Source organism: Agrobacterium sp. GW821-FHT14E08 (assembly GCF_058803865.1).
The window spans coordinates 1340875-1362509 of the sequence record NZ_JBXAPJ010000001.1 but is presented as its reverse complement, the minus strand read 5'-3'; the positions used below and the strand labels follow the sequence as shown (position 1 = coordinate 1362509).

Here is a 21635-nt window from a genome sequence, read left to right as displayed (position 1 = left end):
ATATTACTTCACGAGGACAGGGCCGGTGCCGCGGATCGGTTCGTTTTCATTGATGATGCCGAGACGGCGCGCAACTTCGGAATAGGCTTCGAGAAGCCCGCCCATGTCGCGGCGGAACAGGTCCTTGTCCATCTTCTTCTGGGTCTCGATGTCCCAGAGACGGCAGCTGTCGGGCGAAATCTCGTCGGCGAGGATGATGCGCATCATGTCGCCTTCGAAAAGGCGGCCGCATTCGATCTTGAAATCGACGAGCTGGATGCCGACGCCGAGGAAGAGGCCGGACAGGAAGTCGTTGACGCGGATGGCGAGCGCCATGATGTCGTCAAGCTCGGCGGGGTTGGCCCAGCCGAAGGCCGTGATGTGCTCCTCGGAGACCATCGGGTCTTCCAGCTCATCTGACTTGTAATAGAATTCGATGATGGAGCGCGGCAGCACCACGCCTTCCTCGATGCCGAGACGCTTGGAGAGAGAGCCGGCGGCGACATTGCGCACGACGATCTCCAGCGGGATCATCTCCACTTCCTTGATCAGCTGCTCGCGCATGTTGAGGCGGCGGATGAAGTGGGTGGGAATGCCGATCTTGTTCAGATGCGTGAAGACATATTCGCAGATACGGTTGTTCAGCACACCCTTGCCGTCGATGACTTCGTGCTTCTTCTTGTTGAAGGCGGTCGCATCGTCCTTGAAGAACTGGATAAGCGTGCCTGGCTCCGGACCTTCGTAGAGGATCTTGGCCTTGCCTTCGTAAATACGGCGGCGACGGTTCATAATGGCAGGTCTCTTGGTTGACGCCGATTCTGGTGGCGTTACGTTTCTGTCTTTGAGCGGTCCCATAAAGGAAAAGAGTGCATTCTACAATGCAGCGCGCATATCTTCCCTTCAATTCTTATGTCGGGCCGACAATGTCCCATGGCTGAAAATCGGCCGGCGCAAGCGGCAAGGGGCGGGACGGGTCTCGCCCTTCGTACCTCTCAGGGCTCGTTTGCCTTCAGGCGGCTCAGGAACTGGGCGAACACCATGCCGCCTTCGGGCCATGGTCCATGGCCGGACTCGGCGTTGATATGGCCGGACATGCCGGCATCGATCAGCAGCGAACCCCAGGCGGCGGCAATATCGTCGGCATGTTCATAAGAGCCGAAGGGATCGTTGCGGCTGGCGATGGTGATGGCCGGAAATGGCAGCGGATCACGCGGATAGGGGCCGAAGGTCATCAGATGTTTTGGCCGGATATCCGGATTGGCGACGTCCGGCGGTGCGACGAGAAGCGCGCCTGCAACTTTCCTGCCGATTTCCGGAATGGCGTGGATGACGGTCGGCACACCCAGTGAATGGGCGACGAGAACGACGGGCTTGGTCGAGGCGTTGACCTCTTCCACCAGCCGCGCCACCCAATCGTGCCTCACCGGTTTTGTCCACTCGGCCTGCTCGACACGGCGCGCGGTGGAAAGCTTGCGCTCCCAGCGGGTCTGCCAGTGGTCTGGGCCGGAATTGGTGTAACCCGGTACGATGAGGATATCTGCTTCTGAAACTTTCATGCGCCCATATCTGTGTCGTGATGCCGCCGCGATCAAGGCCGCGACGGCATTAACTTCAGGGTGTTTGCTCAGGCGTTGCCGAAGACGCGCTTGAAGATCGTGTCGACATGCTTGGTGTGGTAGCCGAGATCGAACTTCTCGCGGATGGCATCTTCGGGAAGGGCGGCGCGCACTTCCTCATCGCCCAGCAGTTCTTCAAGGAAATCCGCACCCTGTTCCCAGACCTTCATGGCGTTGCGCTGCACCAGGCGATAGGCGTCCTCACGCGAAACGCCGGCCTGCGTCAGCGCCAAGAGAACGCGCTGCGAATGCACGAGGCCACGGAACTTGTTCATGTTCTTCAACATGTTGTCCGGGTAGATCACCAGCTTTTCGATGACGCCGGCAAGGCGGTTCAGTGCGAAGTCGAGGGTAACGGTGGTGTCAGGGCCGATGGCGCGCTCCACAGAGGAGTGGCTGATATCCCGCTCATGCCAGAGCGCCACGTTTTCCATCGCCGGGACGACCGACATGCGCACCAGACGGGCAAGGCCCGTCAGGTTTTCGGTGAGCACCGGGTTGCGCTTGTGCGGCATGGCGGAGGAACCCTTCTGGCCGGGAGAGAAGAACTCTTCCGCTTCCAGAACCTCGGTGCGCTGCATGTGGCGGATTTCGATGGCGACGTTTTCAATCGAGGAGGCGATGACGCCGAGGACGGCGAAGAACATGGCGTGACGGTCACGCGGGATGACCTGCGTGGAGACCGGCTCGGGAATGAGGCCGAGCTTGGCACAGACATGTTCTTCCACGCGCGGGTCGATATTGGCGAAGGTGCCGACGGCGCCGGAGATCGCGCCAGTGGCGATTTCCGCACGGGCATTGACGAGGCGCTCGCGGTTGCGGTGCATCTCGGCATAAAAGCGGGCAAAGGTCAGGCCCATGGTGGTCGGCTCGGCATGGATGCCGTGGCTGCGGCCGATGCGCACCGTGTTCTTATGCTCGAAGGCGCGGGTCTTCAGTGCGGCGAGTACACGGTCCATATCGGCAAGCAGCAGATCGGCGGCGCGCACGAGCTGGATGTTGAGCGTGGTGTCGAGCACGTCCGACGATGTCATGCCCTGGTGGACGAAACGGCTATCGGGGCCGACAAATTCGGCAAGGTGCGTCAGGAAAGCGATGACGTCGTGCTTGGTGACGGCCTCGATCTCGTCGATGCGGGCGACGTCGAAAGTGGCGCTGCCGCCCTTTTCCCAGATGGTCTGGGCAGCCGATTTGGGGATGACGCCGAGTTCGGCCAACGCGTCACAGGCATGCGCCTCGATCTCGAACCAGATGCGGAACTTTGTTTCCGGCGACCAGATGGCGACCATTTCCGGCCGGGAGTAACGAGGGATCATGGCAATGACTTTCTTTGTGTGGAATTCTCTGTGGAGGAATTTTGCTGCCCGTTTAGCAAAGTGTTCCGGTAATCTCAATCAGCTATCAGGCCTGCGCATCGGCCCGATGCGCATATTCAAAGTGTCACAGCGTCCTTTGTGCGTCTGAACGGATGTGCGGCGCTCCATGTGCCCGTCTGCAAAGGACAAGGCCTGCAAGCAGCAGCGGAACGGCGGCAAATGGAAAATAGAGGCGAAGGCCCAGAATGCAGAACTGGTAGATCGCGCCGAGCGAGGTGAAGAGCTGCTGGAAAAACCAGATGCGGGAAAATGCCGGCGCATGCCACTGCGCATAAAAGATGCGGTACTGAAAAGCGAAAAAAACTGCCGTGACCGCTACGGTGAAGAAGGCGATGGCAAGGCAGCTTGCCGCAAGGCGCAGCGGGACGTTGAGGGATGCGGGGACGAAGCGCAGGGCAACCATCGCCAAGGGCCAGCCCAGAAGGCCACCGCAGAAGAACAATATTACGATGTCGGCAGCATGGTCGGTTTCGAACCGGTTTCTGAGATAGAGGCCGAGGGCGGCGCTGGCTGCCGAAGAGGCGGCCCAGACGAGCGGGGCAAGGAGCGGAAACAAAGAGACCGATATTATCTTACGGAAATCCTGCGTTTCGCTCTCCATCAAAGCCCCCACCCAAACGCCTGCAGTCTCGTTTCCGGCGTCTCCGCGTTCGGCGTCGGATCAGGACTGCCCGGCTTCCGCCGTCGTGCGCAGCAGCGAGACCGTTTTACGATAATCCTCGACGCCGTCTCCCTTGAAGATGGCCGAGCCGGCCACGAGTGCATTGGCGCCTGCGGCAACGATCGCGCCGGCGGTCTGCGCCGTCACACCGCCATCCACTTCAAGTTCGATCGGCCGGTCGCCGATCATCGCTTTTGCCGCGCGGATCTTGTCGAGCATGGCGGGAATGAATTTCTGCCCGCCGAAGCCGGGATTGACGCTCATGATCAGGATGAGATCGACATCATCAAGAACGTTCTCGATGACGGAGAGCGGTGTGGCAGGGTTGAGCGTCACACCGGCCTTCCTGCCGAGCGTGCGAATGGTTTGAAGCGAGCGATGCAGGTGCGGCCCTGCCTCCGCATGCACGGTGATGCCGTCGCAGCCGGCCTTGGCGAAGGCCTCCAGATAGGGATCGACGGGAGCGATCATCAGATGGCAATCAAAAAAGGCATTGCTGTGCGGGCGAAGCGCCTTGATCACATCCGGTCCGAACGAGATGTTGGGCACGAAATGGCCGTCCATGACATCGAGATGGATCCAGTCCGCGCCTGCTTCCGTCACATCGGCGACTTCCTGCCCAAGCTTGGCGAAATTGGCAGCCAGGATGGACGGTGCTATCCGGATGGGAAGGGACATGGGGCAAACTCCTCTCGACGCGTTGCTCAACGCTGCCTTTAGCATCATGTATCCGGGTTTGAAACGGCCTCAGCCGCGACTTGTTGAATTTCCGGTGAAGCCGGCTTCACTTACTGTCGCTCGGCCTTGTCCGCCGGTTCGAAGCGCTGGCCGTTCCACCGCTGCAGGCGATAGGGATTGTCCGCAAGTTCATGCGACGGGTTAAAAACGATATCGCCGATGACGGTTTTGAAGACGGTGCCGCCTGCCAATATTTCGGGTGCGGGTTTTCCCTGCGATTGCGCCGCTTCGGCGAGCGCTGCGGTTAGCTCCGTCGCCGCATAGGCGGGCAGGGTGTATCCTTCCGGTTCGATATTGGCGGCGCGCAATTCACCGGCAACGGCCTGTGCCGAGGGCAGCGTGTCATAGGCGGGGCGGGTGATCGCCAGCACATTGGCGGCAAGCGCAACCGGATTGTTCGCCGCATTCATGGCATCGCTGCCCATGATGGTAAGCGGAATGTTTTCCGAAGCGGCATCTCTGGCGATGATCGCAATGTCATTGCGCTCGCCGCCGATGAAAACATGTGTGATCCCGGTTCGCGCCAGCCGGCGCACAAGCGCCACCTGCTGTTCCTGGCCGGGGCGGATCGTATCGGCGAAGGTGGGTTTCAGCCCGTTTTCCTCCAGCGTCGAGCGGATGCGGTCGATCAGGTCGCGGCTGAAGATCGTGCCGTCATCCACAAGACCGATCGAATGCCCTTTCCAGTCACGCAGGATGATTTCCGCCGCCCTGTCCGACTCGGCCCTGTCCGATGGGGTTAGGCGGAAGAGCGGCCAGCCGTATTTAAGGGCGTCTTCCATCAGGATCGGGGCGCGGCTGGAGAGCGTGATCGCCGGAATGGCCGCCGCCTTGAGGGGCGGCAAAACGCCCTGAAGCGTCTCGGTGCAAAGGAACCCGATTGCGGCGCTGACTTTGGCGGCCACCAGGCCGTCGGCAATCGCACCGCCGCTGCCGTCTTCGCAGCTCTCATGGATTTCGACGACGTCCAGCCCGAGCTTGGCGGCGGCCGCCTTCGCGCCCTGCCGTAGCTGCTGTCCCAAAAGCTCGTAGGGACCGTTCTGTGGAGCAACGATGCCGATCGATGCCGCACTTGCTGAGCCCGCAAGGGCAAAACCGGCGATAATCGTTAGCAGGCGAAGTGAAAGCATGACGTGATCGAAATCCTGTTGTCCCGGCTTGATGTTTATCGGCAACAATCGGTTTTCCAAAGGAAAAATCACTGACACCCCCGCAGAATCGCACATCGACCGCCCTTCGCGATGGTTGTGGTGGAACTTATCCGATTCGAAAGGCAGGAGGACGACGACACGTCCTGGTTGTTGGTGTTTGGCGCAATTATGGGCGATCTGCCGATTATCGTTGCTCGAAAGCTAATGGAATTTCCGCAGAGTGCAAAAAGAAGTATCGCCTGCGCTCTACGAGAGGCTCTTTACTTTATAATGCTGTAACATGCCGAGCTTATAAGCAAATTTTATGCAGATTAATATCTCATTCTGCACTTTTTAAGTGCAGCGCGATAGGCTGCACATTTAATTTTCATCTCTTCAATTCATTGATATGCAAAGATAATATTCTGATTTTTTTGCATGCCATTTGCTTCTTGCCATGTTTTTTTCGCATTTGCGAGAAGATTTGCTTGACGGAAAGTAAATGTTTAGCTTAGATATCCGTGTTTCAGGGGACGACTGAAATTGGCTTTAAAAGGCCTCGGAAGTGTTCCGATTATAAGCACTGCCAGACTATATTACATTTCTTATTCTATTTATTTCATCACGTATAAACCGCTTCAGGCAACTGGGGCGGTTTTTTACATTGTGCTAATTTAAGCAATTTTAAATTGTATTTGTAAAGCTTCGCGCAAAAACATTCTTCTATAATTATGTTTGCTGAAAATAAATCGCATGAAAGCGGGTCTTCTGGCGCGGGCGTGAGCATGTTCGATACCCCGCAAATCTCTCCTTGAGACGGAAAAATGCCGTCATTGCGCCGGCAGAGCGGCGGTTCGCTGTTTGTTGCCCGGCTTTATTTCAGCGCGGTCAAGGCGTCTTTCGCAAAAGCGGAGAGGGGTGCTGGAAGGGCATCGAGGTCGAACCAGCCGATTTCGGAAAGCTTGTCCGGTTCCGTCAGGGTCGGTTCACCCTGTGTGTCACGCGTCATGAAGATCAGCGAGACCCAGTGATGGCGGTCTTCCGGATTGATATATTCGCTGTGGCAGAGAAATTCGACCCTGCCGATTATCAGCCCGGTTTCTTCTTCGGCCTCTCGCCTTGCTGCGGCGAGGGCGGATTCCAGGTGGTCAACCTTGCCGCCTGGAATATTCCAGTATCCTGCCTCCGGCGCTTTCATGCGCCGGCAGAGGAGAAGCTGGCCATCGCGCAATATGGCGAGGCCAACGCCGACGCCTGGAAAATCCTGTCCTGGCTTGATGGTCGGCGTCATGTTTTCATTCCCGCGGCAGTCTGGTGGGCTCAGGCCTTGGCGTTTGCCACGATCAGCATGAATGCGGGAATGTCGTCGCCGAAACCAACGGGCGTCGGGCCGTCATCATGGTCGCGATAGTGGCGACGACGGTCGCGGTTGTCGTCATTGGCATGCGGCTGGTTGCGGTTGTTGCGCTCAGAATTGCGCGGGGTCTTTTCCGGTCTGCGTTCTGCTTTCACCTTGTCGTCTCCATGAGCCGGGATGTCCGTGTCCACAGCGGATTGTGCAACCTGATTGATGTTTTCGACCGGCGATGCGGGTGCATCGCGACGGTTTCTGTCGCGGCCCCTGCCGCCACGTTCCTTGCTGCCCCGGCGGCCGGAATTGCTTTCAAAGCTTTCCATGGGGGCGGGGAGCGAGGACAGATCACCATTCAGCCACTCGATCTTCTCGGCGATCAGCTTCTCGATCGCGTCCAGATATTTTGCGTCGCTTTTGGTGACGAGGGTGAAGGCCTTGCCCGAACGGCCCGCGCGACCGGTGCGGCCGATGCGGTGGACATAGTCTTCAGCGTGAATGGGAACATCGAAGTTGAAGACGTGGCTGACATCGGGAATGTCCAGTCCGCGTGCTGCAACGTCGGAGGCGACCAGCAGCGTCAGATTTCCATCGCGGAAATTCTGCAGCATCGTGGTGCGCGAACGCTGGTCCATGTCGCCATGCAGGGCGCCGACGGAAAAGCCGTGACGATCCAGCGAGCGGAACAGGTCTGCCACATCCTTCTTGCGGTTGCAGAAGATGATGGCGTTCTTGAGTTCGGTCTCTTCGGCACGGACGAGATCGCGCAGGACGGCGCGCTTCTCATAATCCTTGTTGTGCGCTGCGACGATGCGCTGCGTGACCGTCTTTGCCGTGGAGGAGGGCTTGGCAACCTCGACACGGGTGGGGTTCTGCAGGAACCGGTCGGCGAGCTTCTGGATTTCCGGCGGCATGGTGGCGGAAAAGAACAGCGTTTGCCGGGTAAAGGGGATCATCTTGGCGATACGCTCGATATCCGGAATGAAGCCCATGTCCAGCATGCGGTCGGCTTCATCGATGACGAGGATTTCCACGCCGGTCATCAGCAGCTTGCCGCGCTCGCAATGGTCGAGAAGACGGCCGGGTGTGCAGATGAGAACATCGGCGCCGCGCTCAAGCTTGCGGTCCTGATCTTCGAAGGAAACGCCACCGATCAGAAGGGCGACGTTCAGCTTGTGATTCTTGCCGTATTTCTCGAAGTTTTCGGCGACCTGCGCTGCGAGTTCACGGGTCGGCTCGAGGATCAGCGTGCGCGGCATTCTGGCGCGTGCGCGGCCCTTCTCGAGCAAGGTGAGCATGGGCAGAACAAAGGAAGCGGTTTTCCCCGTGCCTGTCTGTGCGATACCGCAGATATCACGCTTTTCCAGCGCGGGCGGAATTGCGCCGGCCTGAATGGGTGTCGGCGTCGTGTAGCCGGCATCTGCAATAGCGGAAAGAACTTTTTGGCTCAGGCCAAGATCAGAGAATGTTGTCAAAGGAAGAACTTTTTCCGTTCTGGTTCGGTAAGAACACCTGCGTGCCGCTGCGACACTTGCAAAGACTTGGCGCGGGGATATGCCCAAATTGCCGGAAAGTCAAGGAAACAACGGGAAATGCACGCGAAACGTCGCGGTTCGAGCGGGGCTTTTTAGCCTTCGGCGCGGTTTTGCGCGATTTATCGTAAAAAGCGCAAAAAAAGCGTTAAATTCGGCCGACTATTTAAGATAGGTTTTAAGCTCTGCACCGGCGATAAGGAACCGCATCGGATCAACAGGCGTATCGTTGCGGCGTACTTCATAATGCACATGCGGACCGGTCGAGCGGCCGGTGCTGCCGGCCCGGCCGATAACGTCGCCGGCCTCCACTTTCTCACCCACCCTGACCAGAATGGCGGAGAGGTGGCCGAATCGCGTCGACACGCCCTGGCCGTGGTCGATCTCGACCATATTGCCGTAGCCGCCGGAATTTTCCGCCACCGTCACCTTGCCGGCACCGGTTGCCTTCACGTCCGCGCCGGTTTCTGCACGGAAATCGATGCCGGTATGCAAGGCGGGTCGTCCGAGGAACGGATCCATCCGATTGCCGAATCGGCTGGTGATCGTCCTGCCGGGAGCCGGATTGCCGAAGGGCAGGGCGGTTGCGCTTTCCTTGACGATATCCAGACGGTTGAGCGCATTGTCGAGATTGGTGAGCGACAGATTGAAGGGATCGGTTTCGCTGCGCTGGGGATCGGCATAGGGACCGCCAACATCGTCCGTGCCGCTTTCGTCGATTTTCAGGCCGGCCTGACGGATGATGTCCTGCATCGCGCTCGCCTTGTCCTCGGCGTCGCTGGTCAGCCTGGCTATGCGCGATATCTGCTGGCGCTCGATGTCCTTCAGCGAAAGCGTCACCTTGGAGAACACCCGGTCGGCCCGGTCGGAAGGTGTTTCGCCGGCTTCGGGAACGTAGGACGCCCGCTTGTCGGTTCCGGCATTTTCTGGCTGCAATTTCCGGGGCGCCATCAGCTTTTCGATGGCGGAAAGGCCGCCGGACATATCGGCGCGTTTTTCCGGTGCCATCGCATTCGAGAGAGAGGAAGGTGCGGCCGGCGAAGCGGCGATGCCGGAATTTTCCGCGCGTTCCAGCAATTCGCTCATGCGTCCGTGCCTGGAGGTGAGGGCGGCCTGCTGTTCCAGCAGTTTTTCCACTTTCTTTTCAACCACCTGCTGGTCGAGCAATTGCCGTGAAGTAACGCGGTCCACCTGCGCTCTCAGCGCTGCGATGCGGTCTTCGTAATCGTTCTGGATGCGCGTCTGGCGCGCCATGGTTGCGCCGATCAGGTCGTCGCGCAGGATGAGATAGCCGGTAGCTCCGAGATAACCGAGTGAAAGAAGACCGATGGTGCAGCCGGCAAGTGCCGACATCCAGGGCCGGATCGTCAGATGCCGAACCTTGTCACCGCGCGCCAGAATGAGGACGTGTGGCTCACGCTTTTTGCCGAATACCCGGTTTTCCGTTGTATCAGTCAAAATCTCTCTCCGGGCTGGCTTCGCAAAGCACGACGCGTAGATTCAACAGTTTGGAGCGTCATTCGCGCGTCCGACCGGACGCACGGGGCACTGGAGGAAATCATAATTCGTTAAGGTTAACGAAGTTTTGCCGGAGAGGCTCTCAGGGCCGAAAGCGGCGTCAGCTGTTGCTGACGGCGGTAAGCGAGCGATAAAAAGATGGCGTCAGACCTGCTTCGGCGCGGGCGAGGTCGTTGAAGGGCGGCTTCAGCGGGCCGCGGAAATTGGTGCGCACCAGCTGTTTGAAAGTGGCTGCCGGGTCCTTCTTTTCGCGGGCGCACAGAAACCGGAACCATTTGGCGCCGATGGCGACATGGCCCTTTTCATCATTGTAGATGACATCGAGAACGGCGGCACTTTCCATATCTCCGGTTTCCCGCATCTTTGCCTGCAGGGAGGGCGTCACATCCAGCCCGCGCGCTTCAAGAATGAGAGGGACGACCGCGAGCCGCGCAGTCAGGTCGTTGCGGGTCGAGTGGGCTGCCTGCCAAAGCCCGTCATGGGCCGGCAGATCGCCGTAATCGGCGCCCAGGCTCCGCAGCCGGTCACGCACCAGCCGGAAATGTTTCGCCTCCTCGAAGGCGACCTGCATCCAGCCGTCGAAAAAGGAATGCGGCACCGGCTCGCTGGCATAACGGGCAACGATGTCGAGTGCGAGGTCAACGGCGTTCAGCTCGATATGGGCAATGGCATGCAACAGCGCTATGCGGCCCTTGACGGTGTGAAGGGAGCGGCGCTCGACGGCGGTCGGCGGAACGAGCTGCGGCTTTTCCGGCCTGCCCGGACGTTCGGGCAGGGGCGGATCGAGAGGGGAGCGCAGCGACAGGCGGCGTTCGAACCATCGCGTCGCCGTCTCCTGCGCCAATGCGGTTTTTCTGTCGAGATCGGCGCTGGCGATCGCCTCGGTGGCGCCGCCGCGCAGCGACATGATTTTGAACGGGGGCGTCACGACAGGCGCTGTCTCTCAGAGTTTGCCTGCGGCCTCCAGGACGGCCTGTGCGTGGCCCGGAACCTTCACCTTGTTCCAGATCTCGGCGATTGTGCCATCGGGTGCGATGAGGAAGGTGGTGCGTTCGACGCCCATGTATTTTTTGCCATACATGCTTTTTTCCTTCCAGACGCCATAGGCTTCGAGAGCCTTCCTGTCCTCGTCGGAGGCGAGCATGACGCTGAGCGCGTGTTTTGCGGCGAACTTGTCATGGCTCTTGACGCTGTCAGGGGAAATGCCGATGACGACCGTGTTGGCGGCCTCGAATTCTCCGCCAAGGGCGCTGAAGTCGATCGCTTCGGCGGTGCAGCCGGATGTATCGTCCTTTGGGTAGAAATAGAGAACGACCGCCTTGCCTCGCAGGCCGGACAATGTCACCGTTCCTTCACCGTTACGGGGCAAAGTGAAATCCGGAGCCGGGCTGCCAATCGTCAAGTCTGTCATAATCCACCTTTCTTTCGCCGGGATGTTGAGTGAAAGTCGCCACATTCGATATATAGCGAAACGGCGCGTCGTCCAGTGTTGGGGCGAAACAAAAGCTATTCAGGGGCAAACACGGGCGTATGGCTGAAGTCAGGGGTGAAAAGGTTACGTTCGGCAAGCGCGATATCATTGCGCTGCACGATCTCCCTTCGGCGCAGGCGGAAGATCCCATCATCGTGCATTGCCCGCCGCCGCGTTCCATGGCGCGTGCCTTCATCAAGATTTTCGCTGCTCTTTTCGTGCTCGCCTTTCTGTCGATCGGCGGCATCATCGTCTCCGTTGAAACCGGATCGATCGACAAGACCCTTTCCAGCCAGGCGCAGCAGGCGCTGGAAAGGGCGCTCGGGCCTCACTACAGCGCGCGGATAGGCTCATCGGCCATCCGATTCTCGACCGGGCTGCGGCTGGCGCTGGTGGCGCAGGATGTGGATATTGTCGAGAAGGAATCCGGCCAGCATCTGAGCCGGGCGCGGGCGATCGGCATGGCGCTCGATCCGCTTGCGCTTCTGGCTGGCCGCGTCTCGGTACAGAGCCTCGAGGCCGATGGCATGGAGCTCGATACGGCGCTCTTGCCCAAGGGCAACGGTTTCGATCTGTCCAGTGTCAAGCTCGACGCGGTGCCGCAGCAATTGCAGGAGGCTTTCGGGCAGCTCGACAAGCTTGCACAGGCTTTCTTGAGCAGCGGAACCGAGGAAATCGATATTTCCAGCGTTTCGGTTCATCTGCCGCCCGGTGAACTCGGTAAACCGCGCACCATCGAGGTGCGGGAACTGTCGCTGACGCCCGACCAGCAGGGCGGCTATGCGCTTGATGGCGAAACCTTGTTTAACGGTGAAATTGCCAGCGTGTCGCTGAAAACCTCGGGCGGCGGCGGCGTGATCGATGGCTTTCAGGCCCGGATAGACGGTTTCGATATAGGCCCGTTTCTGGAAAAATACGATCCGCAGGGCAATATTCATGAGGGGCTGAACGTCAAGACCGGTGTCAGCATCGTTGCCCGCCGCGCCATGGAAGGGCACGAGCCACGGCTGGATGTCTCGGTCGGCATGGGCAATGGAACGCTTCTGATCGGTGGCGAGGCCCAGCCCTTTACCGCCGGCACGGTCAATGCCCGCTACGATTTTCAAAAGAGCACGCTCGTGATCGAAAACTCACGGGTGGAGTTGGGACGGACGGTTGTTCCGGTCGTTGGTGAAATCAGGGATACCGAAGAGGGCTTCGGTCTTTCGCTGCGGATCGACAATGCGGTCGCTTCCGCCGAAGCCTCGGGTGAGGCGCCTGTTCCCTTCAGCCTGAAAGCGGATGGGCAATTTACGGCGGCCACGAAACAGCTCGAGGTCCCTTCGCTTTATGTCAGTGGTCCACTTGGAGACATGGCGGGATCGCTGAAAATCCGGTTCGGAGAAGGATCGCCGGAAATCAGTTTCGCGGGGCAGATTCCGAAGATGGAGGCGACGGCGGTCAAGCAGCTCTGGCCGTTCTGGATGGCGCACAAGCCGCGCGAATGGGTGGTTTCCAACCTTTATGGCGGGACGATCACGAATGGCTCGATTGCCGTTTTCATTCCGCAGGGGCGGATGTGCGGTCCCGGTTGCCCGCTGGTGCTTGGCGAGAGCGAAATGCAGATCCGCTTCGATATTGACGATACGCGGCTCAATACGACCGGCGACATTCCGCCGCTGCGCGATGTCGACGCGCATTTCAATCTCGTCGGCGGCCAGATGAGTGTCGATATCAAGCGGGCGACATCCTATTTCCCGTCCAATCGCTCGCTTGCGCTTGAGAACAGCCGTTTCCTGATCTCCGATGTCTATGACAAGCCGCTGCTTGGAAATCTTGAGCTGAATGTTGCGGGCCCAGCCGATGCCGTGGCGGAGCTTGCGACGCTGAAACCCATCAATGCCCTTAAGGATACGCAGTTCAAGCCGGACGATTTCACCGGCGATGTGAAGGCGAATGCGAAGCTGACCATAGGGCTGCTCTCCAGCCAAAATCCGCCTCCGCCGGTATGGACGGCCGATCTCGACCTCAAGAACCTGTCGCTGACAAAGCCGTTCGCCGGCCACAAGGTGACCGCGCTCGATGGTTTCATGGCTTTGAACGACCGGCAGCTCAGGCTTGAGGGCAAAGGCCGGGTGGACGATGTGCCGATGGACATCGAAATGACGGAACCTGTGCGCAAGAACAGCGACGTCTCTCCGACACTGTTGCTGAAGGCAACCTTGAACGAGTCGCAGGTTGCCAAGCTTGCGCCGGAGCTTTCGACAGTCCTTGGCGGCACGACGGTGATGGAAATTTCAGGGGCCGATCCCAAACGTCAGGATGTCCGGCTCGACCTGAACAAGGCATCGATCATTCTGCCGGGGCTTGGCTGGAGCAAGGGTATCGGCATTCCGGCAAAAGCCGCCTTCACCATGGAGGTGGTGGATGGCCGCACGACGATCAGTGATTTTTCCCTCGATGGCGATGGCTTCGGCGCTGCCGGCGATATTGCCTTCAGCAAGAACGGGCTGATTTCAGCCGATCTCAGCCGCGTGCAATTGTCGCCTTCCGACAATTACGCCGTTTCGGTCGCCGCCTCGAAAAACGGCTATAGCATCAATGCTTCGGGAAAATCCGCCGATGTCAGGCCTTTCCTTTCGAAGCTGCGCAGTTCTTCCGGCGGTGGTGATGGGACATCGCGCGCGCAGCCATCCCTTGCCATCAAAACGCAATTTGACAAGGTTTACGGATTCAACGACGAAATCCTCGCCAATGTCAGCTCGGATATCAGCGTGCGTGACGGCAAGGTGCGCTCGGTGGATTTCCGTGGCGTCACCGGCAACGGCCAGGCGGTCGTGGCGCAGACCGTCAATCGCGGGGCAACGGGAACGGTGACGCTGACCAGCAGCGATGCGGGGTCGCTTGCCCGTTTCGCCAATATCTATAGCCGTATCCGCGGCGGCCTTCTCAACCTTGCACTCACCACCTCCAATGGCAGCGACTGGAGCGGATCGCTCGACCTGCGCAATTTTGCCGTCGTCAACGAAGCCAAGCTGCAGGATATCGTCGCCACGCCGACGGGTGAGGATGGCAGGAGCCTCAACAATGCGGTGCGCCGCAATATCGATGTCAGCTCGGAGAAGTTCCAGCGCGGTTTTGCCCGGGTCGTTTACGTCAACGGTTCGGTTGCGGTGGAAAACGGCGTCGTGCGCGGCGAGCAGATCGGCGCGACCTTCCAGGGCCTGCTGAAGGACCAGAGCGGCCGTATGGACATGACCGGCACCTTCATGCCCGCCTATGGCCTGAACCGGCTGTTCGGCGAATTGCCCTTCATCGGCATCTTCCTCGGCAATGGCCGCGACCGGGGTCTGCTCGGCATCACCTTCAAACTATCAGGCCAGACGGACCAGCCGAAGCTGACGATCAATCCGCTGTCGCTGATCGCGCCCGGTGTGTTCCGGCAGATTTTCGAATTTCAGTGAATGGAGCGTCGCAAAGCTTGGCGCAAGCGGCTGTTTGGCGAGAACGGGTGCACCCGCGCTCCGTCACCCCGGACCTGATCCGGGGTCCAGTGCGATCAAGTCCTTGATCGCGCGAGAGCCCTTTCACGGCGCAGACGCGCCGTGGCTGGATGCCGGATCTAGTCCGGCATGACGGAAGTGGGGGTATCGGCGCATTGAGGACCGCTTTCGCAGTCCTCGACACGATGTTTTTGTAAGTCTTACGCCGGGCGAACCAGAACGTGCTTCTTCTTGCCGACCGACAGCTTGATGACGCCGTCGCCGGTCACTTCACCGGAACCAACCGTCTGGCGTTCATCCGAAACGCTGACGTCGTTGATCTTCACCGCACCGCCCTGAACGTGGCGGCGGGCCTCGCCGTTCGAGCCGGCGAGACCGGCGCGGACGATGAGCGAGAGAACGCCGAGGCCGGCATCGAGTTCGGATGTCGGAACCTCGATGGAGGGCAGGTTTTCGGCGAGCGCACCTTCCTCGAAAGTCTTGCGCGCCGTCTCGGCCGCTTCTTCCGCAGCCGCGCGGCCATGCAGGATGGCGGTCACTTCGGTCGCGAGGATTTTCTTCGCCTCGTTGATCTCCGATCCGCCAAGCGCGGCGATACGGGCGATCTCATCCATCGGCAGCGTGGTGAAGAGTTTCGCAAAGCGAACCACGTCCGCATCTTCCGTGTTGCGCCAGTATTGCCAGAAATCATAGACCGGCAGCAGGTCCTTGTTCAGCCACACCGCGCCCGAAGCGGACTTGCCCATCTTCGCACCCGAAGAGGTGGTTAGAAGCGGCGAGGTCAGCGCGTAGAGCTGCGGCGTCCCCATGCGGTGACCAAGGTCGATACCGTTGATGATGTTGCCCCACTGGTCCGAGCCACCCATCTGCAGGCGGCAGCCGGTGCGCTGGTTCAGCTCCACGAAGTCGTAGGCCTGCAGGATCATGTAGTTGAATTCGAGGAAGGACAGCGACTGCTCGCGGTCGAGGCGCGTCTTCACGCTGTCGAAGGACAGCATGCGGTTGACCGAGAAATGGCGGCCGACATCGCGCAGGAATTCGAGGTAGTTCAGACCACGCAGCCAGTCGGCATTGTTGATCATCAGCGCCGGATTGTTGGCGCGGTCATAATCGAGGTAATTGGCGAAGACATGCTTGAGCGAGGTGATGTTGTCCTCGATCATGTCGATCGTCATCAGCTTGCGGGCTTCCTCCTTGAAGGAGGGATCGCCGACCATGCCGGTGCCGCCGCCCATCAGCGAGATCGGCTGGTGGCCGGTCTTCTGCATCCAGTGCAGCATCATGATCTGGGTCAGGTGGCCGACATGCAAACTCGAAGCCGTCGGGTCATAGCCGATATAGGCGGTCACGGTTTCCTTGGCGAACAGTTCGTCGAGACCCGACTCGTCGGAGATCTGGTGAATGAAGCCGCGCTCATCGAGCGTGCGGAGGAAATCGGACTTGAACCTGGACATAACCTTTTTCTTTCTGGTTTGATCTTTGCGGCCATCGAAAACCAATGACCGTCGCGCCTTTATCATTGTTTTTTGAAATGTGCACCCGTTTCGGCCATGAATGTCGGGATTCACTCGATGATGATTCGTGATTGCAGGGGAGCGGCAGGTGGGCGAGGTCAAAACGGCAATCGGGCTGATGAGCGGCACATCGATGGACGGCATCGATATCGCCCTTTTGCGCACGGATGGCGAAAGCGTGGTTCGGCATGGGCCGAGCGGATATTTCCCCTATGATCCGGGCCTGCGCGCCATCTGGCAAAAGGCGTTGGTTACAGCCAAAGCCATTCAAGAGCGACGCGAACGCCCCGGCGACCTAGTGGAGGCCGAGCGCAAGCTGACGCTCGCCCATGCGGCGGCGGTGCAATCCTTCCTCCATCGTCACCGGCTCCAGTCCGGCGATATCGACGTGATCGGCTTTCACGGCCAGACGGTGCTGCACCGACCGGATGAGGCGCTGACCGTGCAGATCGGCGACGGCGCGCTTCTGGCCTCCGAAACCGGCATCGACGTGGTTTACGACATGCGCGCCAATGACATGGTGCATGGCGGGCAGGGTGCGCCGCTCATTCCCGCCTATCACATGGCGCTTTCCGCCAATCTGCCTGATGGGTTCGAAACGCCCGCCGTTTTCGTCAATATCGGCGGCATTTCCAATCTCACCTATATCGGTGATGGCGGACGGCTTGCCGCTTTCGATAGCGGACCGGGCAATATGTTGATCGACCAGTGGATCGAGGCGCATACGGGCAAGGCCTTCGACAAGGGCGGGAAGACGGCGGCGGGCGGCAGCGTCGTCGCGTCACTTGTGGCGCGTTATATGGAAAGCCCGTTTTTTTCAGCCAATATCCGCCGGTCGCTGGACCGCAGCGATTTCGTGCCGCCGAAAAAAGGGGAAGTCTCGCTGGCGGATGGGGCGCGGACGCTGGCGCATCTGACGGGGGCCGCGATTCTGAAGTCGGCGAGCTATCTGCCCGAAGCGGCGAAGACCTATGTGGTCTGTGGCGGCGGGCGGCTTAATCCGGTGATCATGGCGGAGTTTGCGGGCCTTGCTGCAAAGTCCGGAGCGCGGGTGATCGCGGCGGAAGAGGCGGGTTTCGATGGCGGAGCGATGGAGGCGGAGGCCTGGGCCTATCTGGCGGTGCGTTCGCTGAAGGGGTTGCCGCTGACCTATCCCGGTACGACGGGGGTGAGGGAGCCGGTGACGGGTGGGGTTTTGGTGCGATCGGAATGACGATCATGTTTGGCGACGGTGGGGGTGGCTTACCCCCCTCTGCCCTGCCGGGCATCTCCCCCTCAAGGGGGGAGATCGAATCGTGGCGACCTTTCGACCATTTTGAACGTCGCAGCCGAGGCGAAGAGCAAGCCTCTTGCTGATCTCCCCCCTTGAGGGGGAGATGCCCGGCAGGGCAGAGGGGGGTAAACCGCACCCGCCGGCGATCATTGTAGAAAAATCGAGCCGCCCGCCAAGAGGCGCAGCCAATCACCGAATGCGCTTGGCCGCCGGTTCCGGCACCAGCTCGCCGTTCAAGCGACGGTCGAGATAGTCCTCGCATTCGCCCATCAGCTCATCCACCTTGCCATTGAAGAAGTGGTTGGCGCCGGGAAGGGTGCGGTGGGTGATGAGGATGCCCTTCTGGGTCTTCAGCTTTTCTACCAGACCGTTGACGTCCTTTTCAGGCGCGACCTTGTCGCTATCACCATTGATGATGAGGCCCGACGACGGGCAGGGGGCGAGGAAGGAGAAGTCGTAGGTATTGGGCTGCGGCGCAATCGACATGAAACCTTCGATTTCCGGGCGGCGCATCAGAAGCTGCATGCCGATCCAGGCGCCGAAGGAATAACCCGCGACCCAGCAGCTCTTCGAATCGGGATGCAGGCTCTGCACCCAGTCGAGTGCGGAAGCGGCGTCGGAAAGCTCGCCGGCGCCATGGTCGAATTCGCCCTGGCTGCGGCCGATGGAGCGGAAATTGAACCGGAGCGTCGTGAAGCCGCGCTTCTGGAAAAGATAGAAGAGCTGATAGACGATCTGGTTGTTCATCGTGCCGCCAAACTGCGGGTGCGGATGAAGGATGATCGCTATCGGCGCGCTCTTTTCCTTGGAGGGTTGATAACGGCCTTCGAGGCGACCCGCAGGGCCGTTAAAGATGACTTCGGGCATTGGTACTCCGGTCGTGTTTTTTCATTCTCCAACCGCATTCTTCCGATGAGAAGACTTGACGAACTGTGTCATCTTTTCTAGAACGCAGTTTAGAATAATTCGAAACTTTGCGTGTGCTTAAGCACTCGGGTGGTGTCATAAGACAAGCGCAACTGTAATTTCAAGAAAAATGCGTTTTTGCGCATTGAAGATTGGATAAAGCCTCATCGCCATGACGGGTTTGACGCGCACATATATGGACTGGAACGCCACGGCGCCGCTTCTGCCCGCCGTGCGTGATGTCCTTGTGTCGGCGCTCGATCTTTCCGGCAACCCGTCTTCCGTTCACCGGGAAGGGCGTGCGGCGCGCGCTGCCGTCGAGGCCGCCCGCCGCGAGGTTGCAGCGCTTGCCGGCGCGCAGGCCGCCCACGTCACCTTCACCAGCGGTGCGACGGAAGCCGCCAATCTAGTGCTGACGCCTGAATTCAGGATGGGGCGCGCTCCCGTGCGCTATGGCCGTCTTTACGTCTCCGCTATCGAGCACCCCGCCTTTCGCGAAGGCGGCCGGTTCGGCAAGGCTGACGTTACGGAAATTCCCGTTACGTCAGCGGGTGTCATCGATCTTGCCGCACTTGAGGCGCTTCTGTCTTCGCATGATGCTTCCACCGGCCTGCCGATGGTTGCCTGCATGCTGGTGAACAATGAGACCGGCATCCTCCAGCCGGTGGCGGAAGCGGCGCGGCTGGTGCATGCGGCGGGTGGATTGATGGTGGTTGATGCCGTTCAGGCGGCAGGCCGGGTTCCGCTCGATATCAATGCGCTCGATGCCGATTTCGTGGTTGTCTCGTCCCATAAGCTCGGTGGCCCCAAGGGGGCTGGTGCTCTCATCTCGCGCGGCGAGGTGATGATGCCGAAGCCGCTGATCCATGGCGGCGGGCAGGAGAAGGGGCATCGTTCCGGCACGGAAAATACCCTGTCGGTCATCGGGTTTGGCGCGGCTGCCGCTGTGGCGGCCCGGAATCTCGAGATTGAAGCGGCGCGTCTTGCCGCTCTGCGGTCGCGGCTGGAAGACGGCATGCGCGTGAGCGCGCCTGACGTGATCATCCACGGCGAGGACGTTGCCCGCGTTGGCAATACCACGTTTTTCACCCTGCCGGGCCTGAAGGCGGAAACGGGGCAGATCGCTTTCGATATTGAAGGCATTGCGCTCTCTGCCGGTTCGGCCTGCTCATCCGGCAAGGTGGGGGAAAGCCATGTGCTGAGCGCGATGGGGCGTGATCCCAAGCTCGGCGCACTCAGGATTTCCCTTGGCCATGCGACTGATGAGGCCGATATAGAACGGACGCTTGCGGCGTTCACGAAAATTGCCGGGCGGCGCAGGCTTTCCGGTCAGGCCGCTTAAAATGCGGCAAAGAATTGCGGAATAGCAATTTTCCGCTTGCCGGGATGTGTGAAAAGCGCCATCCCGCACTTACATGGGTATAAGCTCCGCCCCGCTTAACGGCGCGGTGACATTGCCCGAAGATGGATAAGGCGGCTTTCCGCCTTGATACGTTGACAAGCCACCGGACCTTGGCTCCGGCGAGATTGGAGAACGACATGGCAGCGGTTCAGGAAACGATCGATCAGGTCCGCCAGATCGATGTGGACCAGTATAAATATGGCTTCGAAACCAATATCGAAGTCGACAAGGCCCCGAAGGGCCTTTCGGAAGAGGTGATCCGTTTCATCTCGGCCAAGAAGCAGGAGCCGGAATGGATGCTGGAATGGCGTCTTGAGGCTTACAAGCGCTGGCTGACGATGGAAGAGCCGACATGGGCACGCGTCAGCTACCCCAAGATCGACTTCAACGATCTCTATTATTACGCGGCGCCGAAAAGCACGCCCGGCCCGAAGTCGCTCGATGAAGTCGATCCGGAGCTTCTGAAGGTCTATGAAAAGCTCGGCATTCCGCTGAAGGAACAGGAAATCCTCGCCGGCGTCGAAAAGCGCCAGGTTGCGGTGGACGCCGTGTTCGACAGCGTCTCCGTCGTCACCACCTTCAAGGCGGAACTGGCGAAAGCCGGCGTCATCTTCATGTCGATTTCGGAAGCCGTGCGCGAGCACCCGGAACTGGTGAAGAAATATCTCGGCTCGGTCGTTCCGACGACGGACAATTTCTACGCGACGCTGAACTCGGCTGTCTTCACCGACGGTTCCTTCGTCTTCGTGCCCAAGGGTGTTCGCTGCCCGATGGAGCTTTCCACCTATTTCCGCATCAATGAAAAGAACACCGGCCAGTTCGAGCGCACGCTGATCATCGCCGAAGAGGGTGCTTACGTCTCCTATCTGGAAGGCTGCACCGCTCCCCAGCGCGACGAGAACCAGCTTCACGCGGCGGTTGTCGAACTGGTGGCGCTTGATGATGCCGAAATCAAATATTCCACCGTCCAGAACTGGTATCCGGGCGACAAGGAAGGCAAGGGCGGCATCTACAACTTCGTGACCAAGCGTGGCGATTGCCGCGGCAACCGTTCGAAGATTTCGTGGACGCAGGTGGAAACCGGCTCGGCCATCACCTGGAAATACCCGTCCTGCATCCTGCGCGGTGATGACAGCCGTGGCGAGTTCTATTCGATCGCGGTCTCCAACGGCCATCAGCAGATCGACAGCGGCACCAAGATGATCCATCTCGGCAAGAACACGTCGAGCCGCATCATCGCCAAGGGCATTGCCGCCGGCTTTTCGGAAAACGTCTATCGCGGCCAGGTTTCGGCCCACCGCAAGGCGACCAACACGCGTAACTTTACGCAGTGCGACTCGCTTCTGATCGGCGACAAATGCGGCGCGCATACCGTGCCCTATATCGAAGCGAAGAACTCCTCTGCGCATTTCGAACACGAGGCGACGACGTCGAAGATTTCCGAAGACCAGCTGTTCTACTGCCTGCAGCGCGGCATTCCCGAGGAAGCGGCGATCGCGCTGATCGTCAACGGCTTTGTCAAGGAAGTCATTCAGGAACTGCCAATGGAATTTGCCGTGGAAGCGCAGAAGCTGATCGGCATTTCGCTGGAAGGTTCGGTCGGCTGATGGAGACATCCCGACTCGGCGGCCCTGCGCTCCTCATATTACTTTGCATATTCGTATCGATGTGCGGAGTTTTTGTGGG

17 protein-coding genes are annotated in these 21635 nt (G+C 59.6%); 4 read left to right on the top strand and 13 right to left on the bottom strand.

Annotated elements, in window-relative coordinates; genetic code table 11:
• Positions 1-3: 3 nt before the first annotated feature.
• The 11 genes from purC to AC1ROR_RS06670 form a co-directional block, all read right to left on the bottom strand.
• Positions 4-768, bottom strand: coding sequence for a phosphoribosylaminoimidazolesuccinocarboxamide synthase (gene purC, locus AC1ROR_RS06720; RefSeq protein ID WP_003495374.1), 765 nt, complete (start codon positions 766-768; stop codon positions 4-6).
• Between the two features lie 203 nt (positions 769-971).
• Positions 972-1535: an alpha/beta hydrolase gene (locus tag AC1ROR_RS06715; RefSeq protein ID WP_003495376.1), complete on the bottom strand. Its 564-nt coding sequence runs from the start codon at positions 1533-1535 to the stop codon at positions 972-974.
• Positions 1536-1603: 68 nt separating this feature from the next.
• The gene (gene purB / locus AC1ROR_RS06710) at positions 1604-2911 is read right to left on the bottom strand and encodes an adenylosuccinate lyase (protein WP_035224226.1); all 1308 of its coding nucleotides are present in this window, start codon (positions 2909-2911) and stop codon (positions 1604-1606) included.
• A 124-nt stretch (positions 2912-3035) separates the two neighbouring features.
• Entirely contained in the window at positions 3036-3572 is a 537-nt protein-coding gene (locus AC1ROR_RS06705) for a hypothetical protein (protein WP_498588958.1), read from the bottom strand.
• Positions 3573-3632: 60 nt separating this feature from the next.
• Positions 3633-4310, bottom strand: coding sequence for a ribulose-phosphate 3-epimerase (gene rpe / locus AC1ROR_RS06700; RefSeq protein ID WP_035224231.1), 678 nt, complete (start codon positions 4308-4310; stop codon positions 3633-3635).
• Between the two features lie 110 nt (positions 4311-4420).
• Positions 4421-5548: a branched-chain amino acid ABC transporter substrate-binding protein gene (locus AC1ROR_RS06695; RefSeq protein ID WP_498588957.1), complete on the bottom strand. Its 1128-nt coding sequence runs from the start codon at positions 5546-5548 to the stop codon at positions 4421-4423.
• An 826-nt stretch (positions 5549-6374) separates the two neighbouring features.
• Complete coding sequence (locus tag AC1ROR_RS06690; RefSeq protein ID WP_498588956.1) at positions 6375-6791, bottom strand: NUDIX domain-containing protein; 417 nt, start codon at positions 6789-6791, stop codon at positions 6375-6377.
• Positions 6792-6820: 29 nt separating this feature from the next.
• Entirely contained in the window at positions 6821-8326 is a 1506-nt protein-coding gene (locus AC1ROR_RS06685; protein WP_498588955.1) for a DEAD/DEAH box helicase, read from the bottom strand.
• 219 nt (positions 8327-8545) lie between these two features.
• Positions 8546-9841, bottom strand: a complete 1296-nt coding sequence (locus AC1ROR_RS06680; protein ID WP_498588954.1) for a M23 family metallopeptidase — start codon at positions 9839-9841, stop codon at positions 8546-8548.
• Between the two features lie 160 nt (positions 9842-10001).
• Positions 10002-10829, bottom strand: a complete 828-nt coding sequence (locus AC1ROR_RS06675) for a ferritin-like domain-containing protein (protein ID WP_498588953.1) — start codon at positions 10827-10829, stop codon at positions 10002-10004.
• 15 nt (positions 10830-10844) lie between these two features.
• Positions 10845-11312 carry a peroxiredoxin gene (locus AC1ROR_RS06670; RefSeq protein ID WP_498588952.1) on the bottom strand — a complete coding sequence of 156 codons (468 nt, stop codon included), beginning with the start codon at positions 11310-11312 and terminating at the stop codon, positions 10845-10847.
• 119 nt (positions 11313-11431) lie between these two features.
• On the opposite strand from AC1ROR_RS06670, the gene AC1ROR_RS06665 reads away from it, so the two are divergent.
• Positions 11432-14815, top strand: a complete 3384-nt coding sequence (locus AC1ROR_RS06665; RefSeq protein ID WP_498588951.1) for a YhdP family protein — start codon at positions 11432-11434, stop codon at positions 14813-14815.
• A 239-nt stretch (positions 14816-15054) separates the two neighbouring features.
• Here the strand turns inward: AC1ROR_RS06665 and tyrS are convergent, their stop codons facing one another.
• Positions 15055-16308, bottom strand: coding sequence for a tyrosine--tRNA ligase (gene tyrS / locus AC1ROR_RS06660; RefSeq protein WP_035224250.1), 1254 nt, complete (start codon positions 16306-16308; stop codon positions 15055-15057).
• Positions 16309-16456: 148 nt separating this feature from the next.
• On the opposite strand from tyrS, the gene AC1ROR_RS06655 reads away from it, so the two are divergent.
• Entirely contained in the window at positions 16457-17581 is a 1125-nt protein-coding gene (locus AC1ROR_RS06655; RefSeq protein WP_498588950.1) for an anhydro-N-acetylmuramic acid kinase, read from the top strand.
• 249 nt (positions 17582-17830) lie between these two features.
• Here the strand turns inward: AC1ROR_RS06655 and AC1ROR_RS06650 are convergent, their stop codons facing one another.
• Entirely contained in the window at positions 17831-18508 is a 678-nt protein-coding gene (locus AC1ROR_RS06650; protein WP_020012833.1) for an alpha/beta hydrolase, read from the bottom strand.
• A 211-nt stretch (positions 18509-18719) separates the two neighbouring features.
• On the opposite strand from AC1ROR_RS06650, the gene AC1ROR_RS06645 reads away from it, so the two are divergent.
• Entirely contained in the window at positions 18720-19889 is a 1170-nt protein-coding gene (locus tag AC1ROR_RS06645) for a cysteine desulfurase family protein (RefSeq protein ID WP_498588949.1), read from the top strand.
• Positions 19890-20086: 197 nt separating this feature from the next.
• Positions 20087-21556, top strand: a complete 1470-nt coding sequence (gene sufB, locus AC1ROR_RS06640; protein WP_006698793.1) for a Fe-S cluster assembly protein SufB — start codon at positions 20087-20089, stop codon at positions 21554-21556.
• Positions 21557-21635 lie beyond the last annotated feature (79 nt).

Bases quoted from the DNA above. Each gene is read 5' to 3' on its own strand.
- purC (WP_003495374.1), bottom strand. From the start codon at position 768: ATGAACCGTCGCCGCCGTATTTACGAAGGCAAGGCCAAGATCCTCTAC.
- AC1ROR_RS06715 (WP_003495376.1), bottom strand. From the start codon at position 1,535: ATGAAAGTTTCAGAAGCAGATATCCTCATCGTACCGGGTTACACCAAT.
- purB (WP_035224226.1), bottom strand. From the start codon at position 2,911: ATGATCCCTCGTTACTCCCGGCCGGAAATGGTCGCCATCTGGTCGCCG.
- AC1ROR_RS06705 (WP_498588958.1), bottom strand. From the start codon at position 3,572: ATGGAGAGCGAAACGCAGGATTTCCGTAAGATAATATCGGTCTCTTTG.
- rpe (WP_035224231.1), bottom strand. From the start codon at position 4,310: ATGTCCCTTCCCATCCGGATAGCACCGTCCATCCTGGCTGCCAATTTC.
- AC1ROR_RS06690 (WP_498588956.1), bottom strand. From the start codon at position 6,791: ATGACGCCGACCATCAAGCCAGGACAGGATTTTCCAGGCGTCGGCGTT.
- AC1ROR_RS06670 (WP_498588952.1), bottom strand. From the start codon at position 11,312: ATGACAGACTTGACGATTGGCAGCCCGGCTCCGGATTTCACTTTGCCC.
- AC1ROR_RS06665 (WP_498588951.1), top strand. From the start codon at position 11,432: ATGGCTGAAGTCAGGGGTGAAAAGGTTACGTTCGGCAAGCGCGATATC.
- tyrS (WP_035224250.1), bottom strand. From the start codon at position 16,308: ATGTCCAGGTTCAAGTCCGATTTCCTCCGCACGCTCGATGAGCGCGGC.
- AC1ROR_RS06650 (WP_020012833.1), bottom strand. From the start codon at position 18,508: ATGCCCGAAGTCATCTTTAACGGCCCTGCGGGTCGCCTCGAAGGCCGT.
- AC1ROR_RS06645 (WP_498588949.1), top strand. From the start codon at position 18,720: ATGACGGGTTTGACGCGCACATATATGGACTGGAACGCCACGGCGCCG.
- sufB (WP_006698793.1), top strand. From the start codon at position 20,087: ATGGCAGCGGTTCAGGAAACGATCGATCAGGTCCGCCAGATCGATGTG.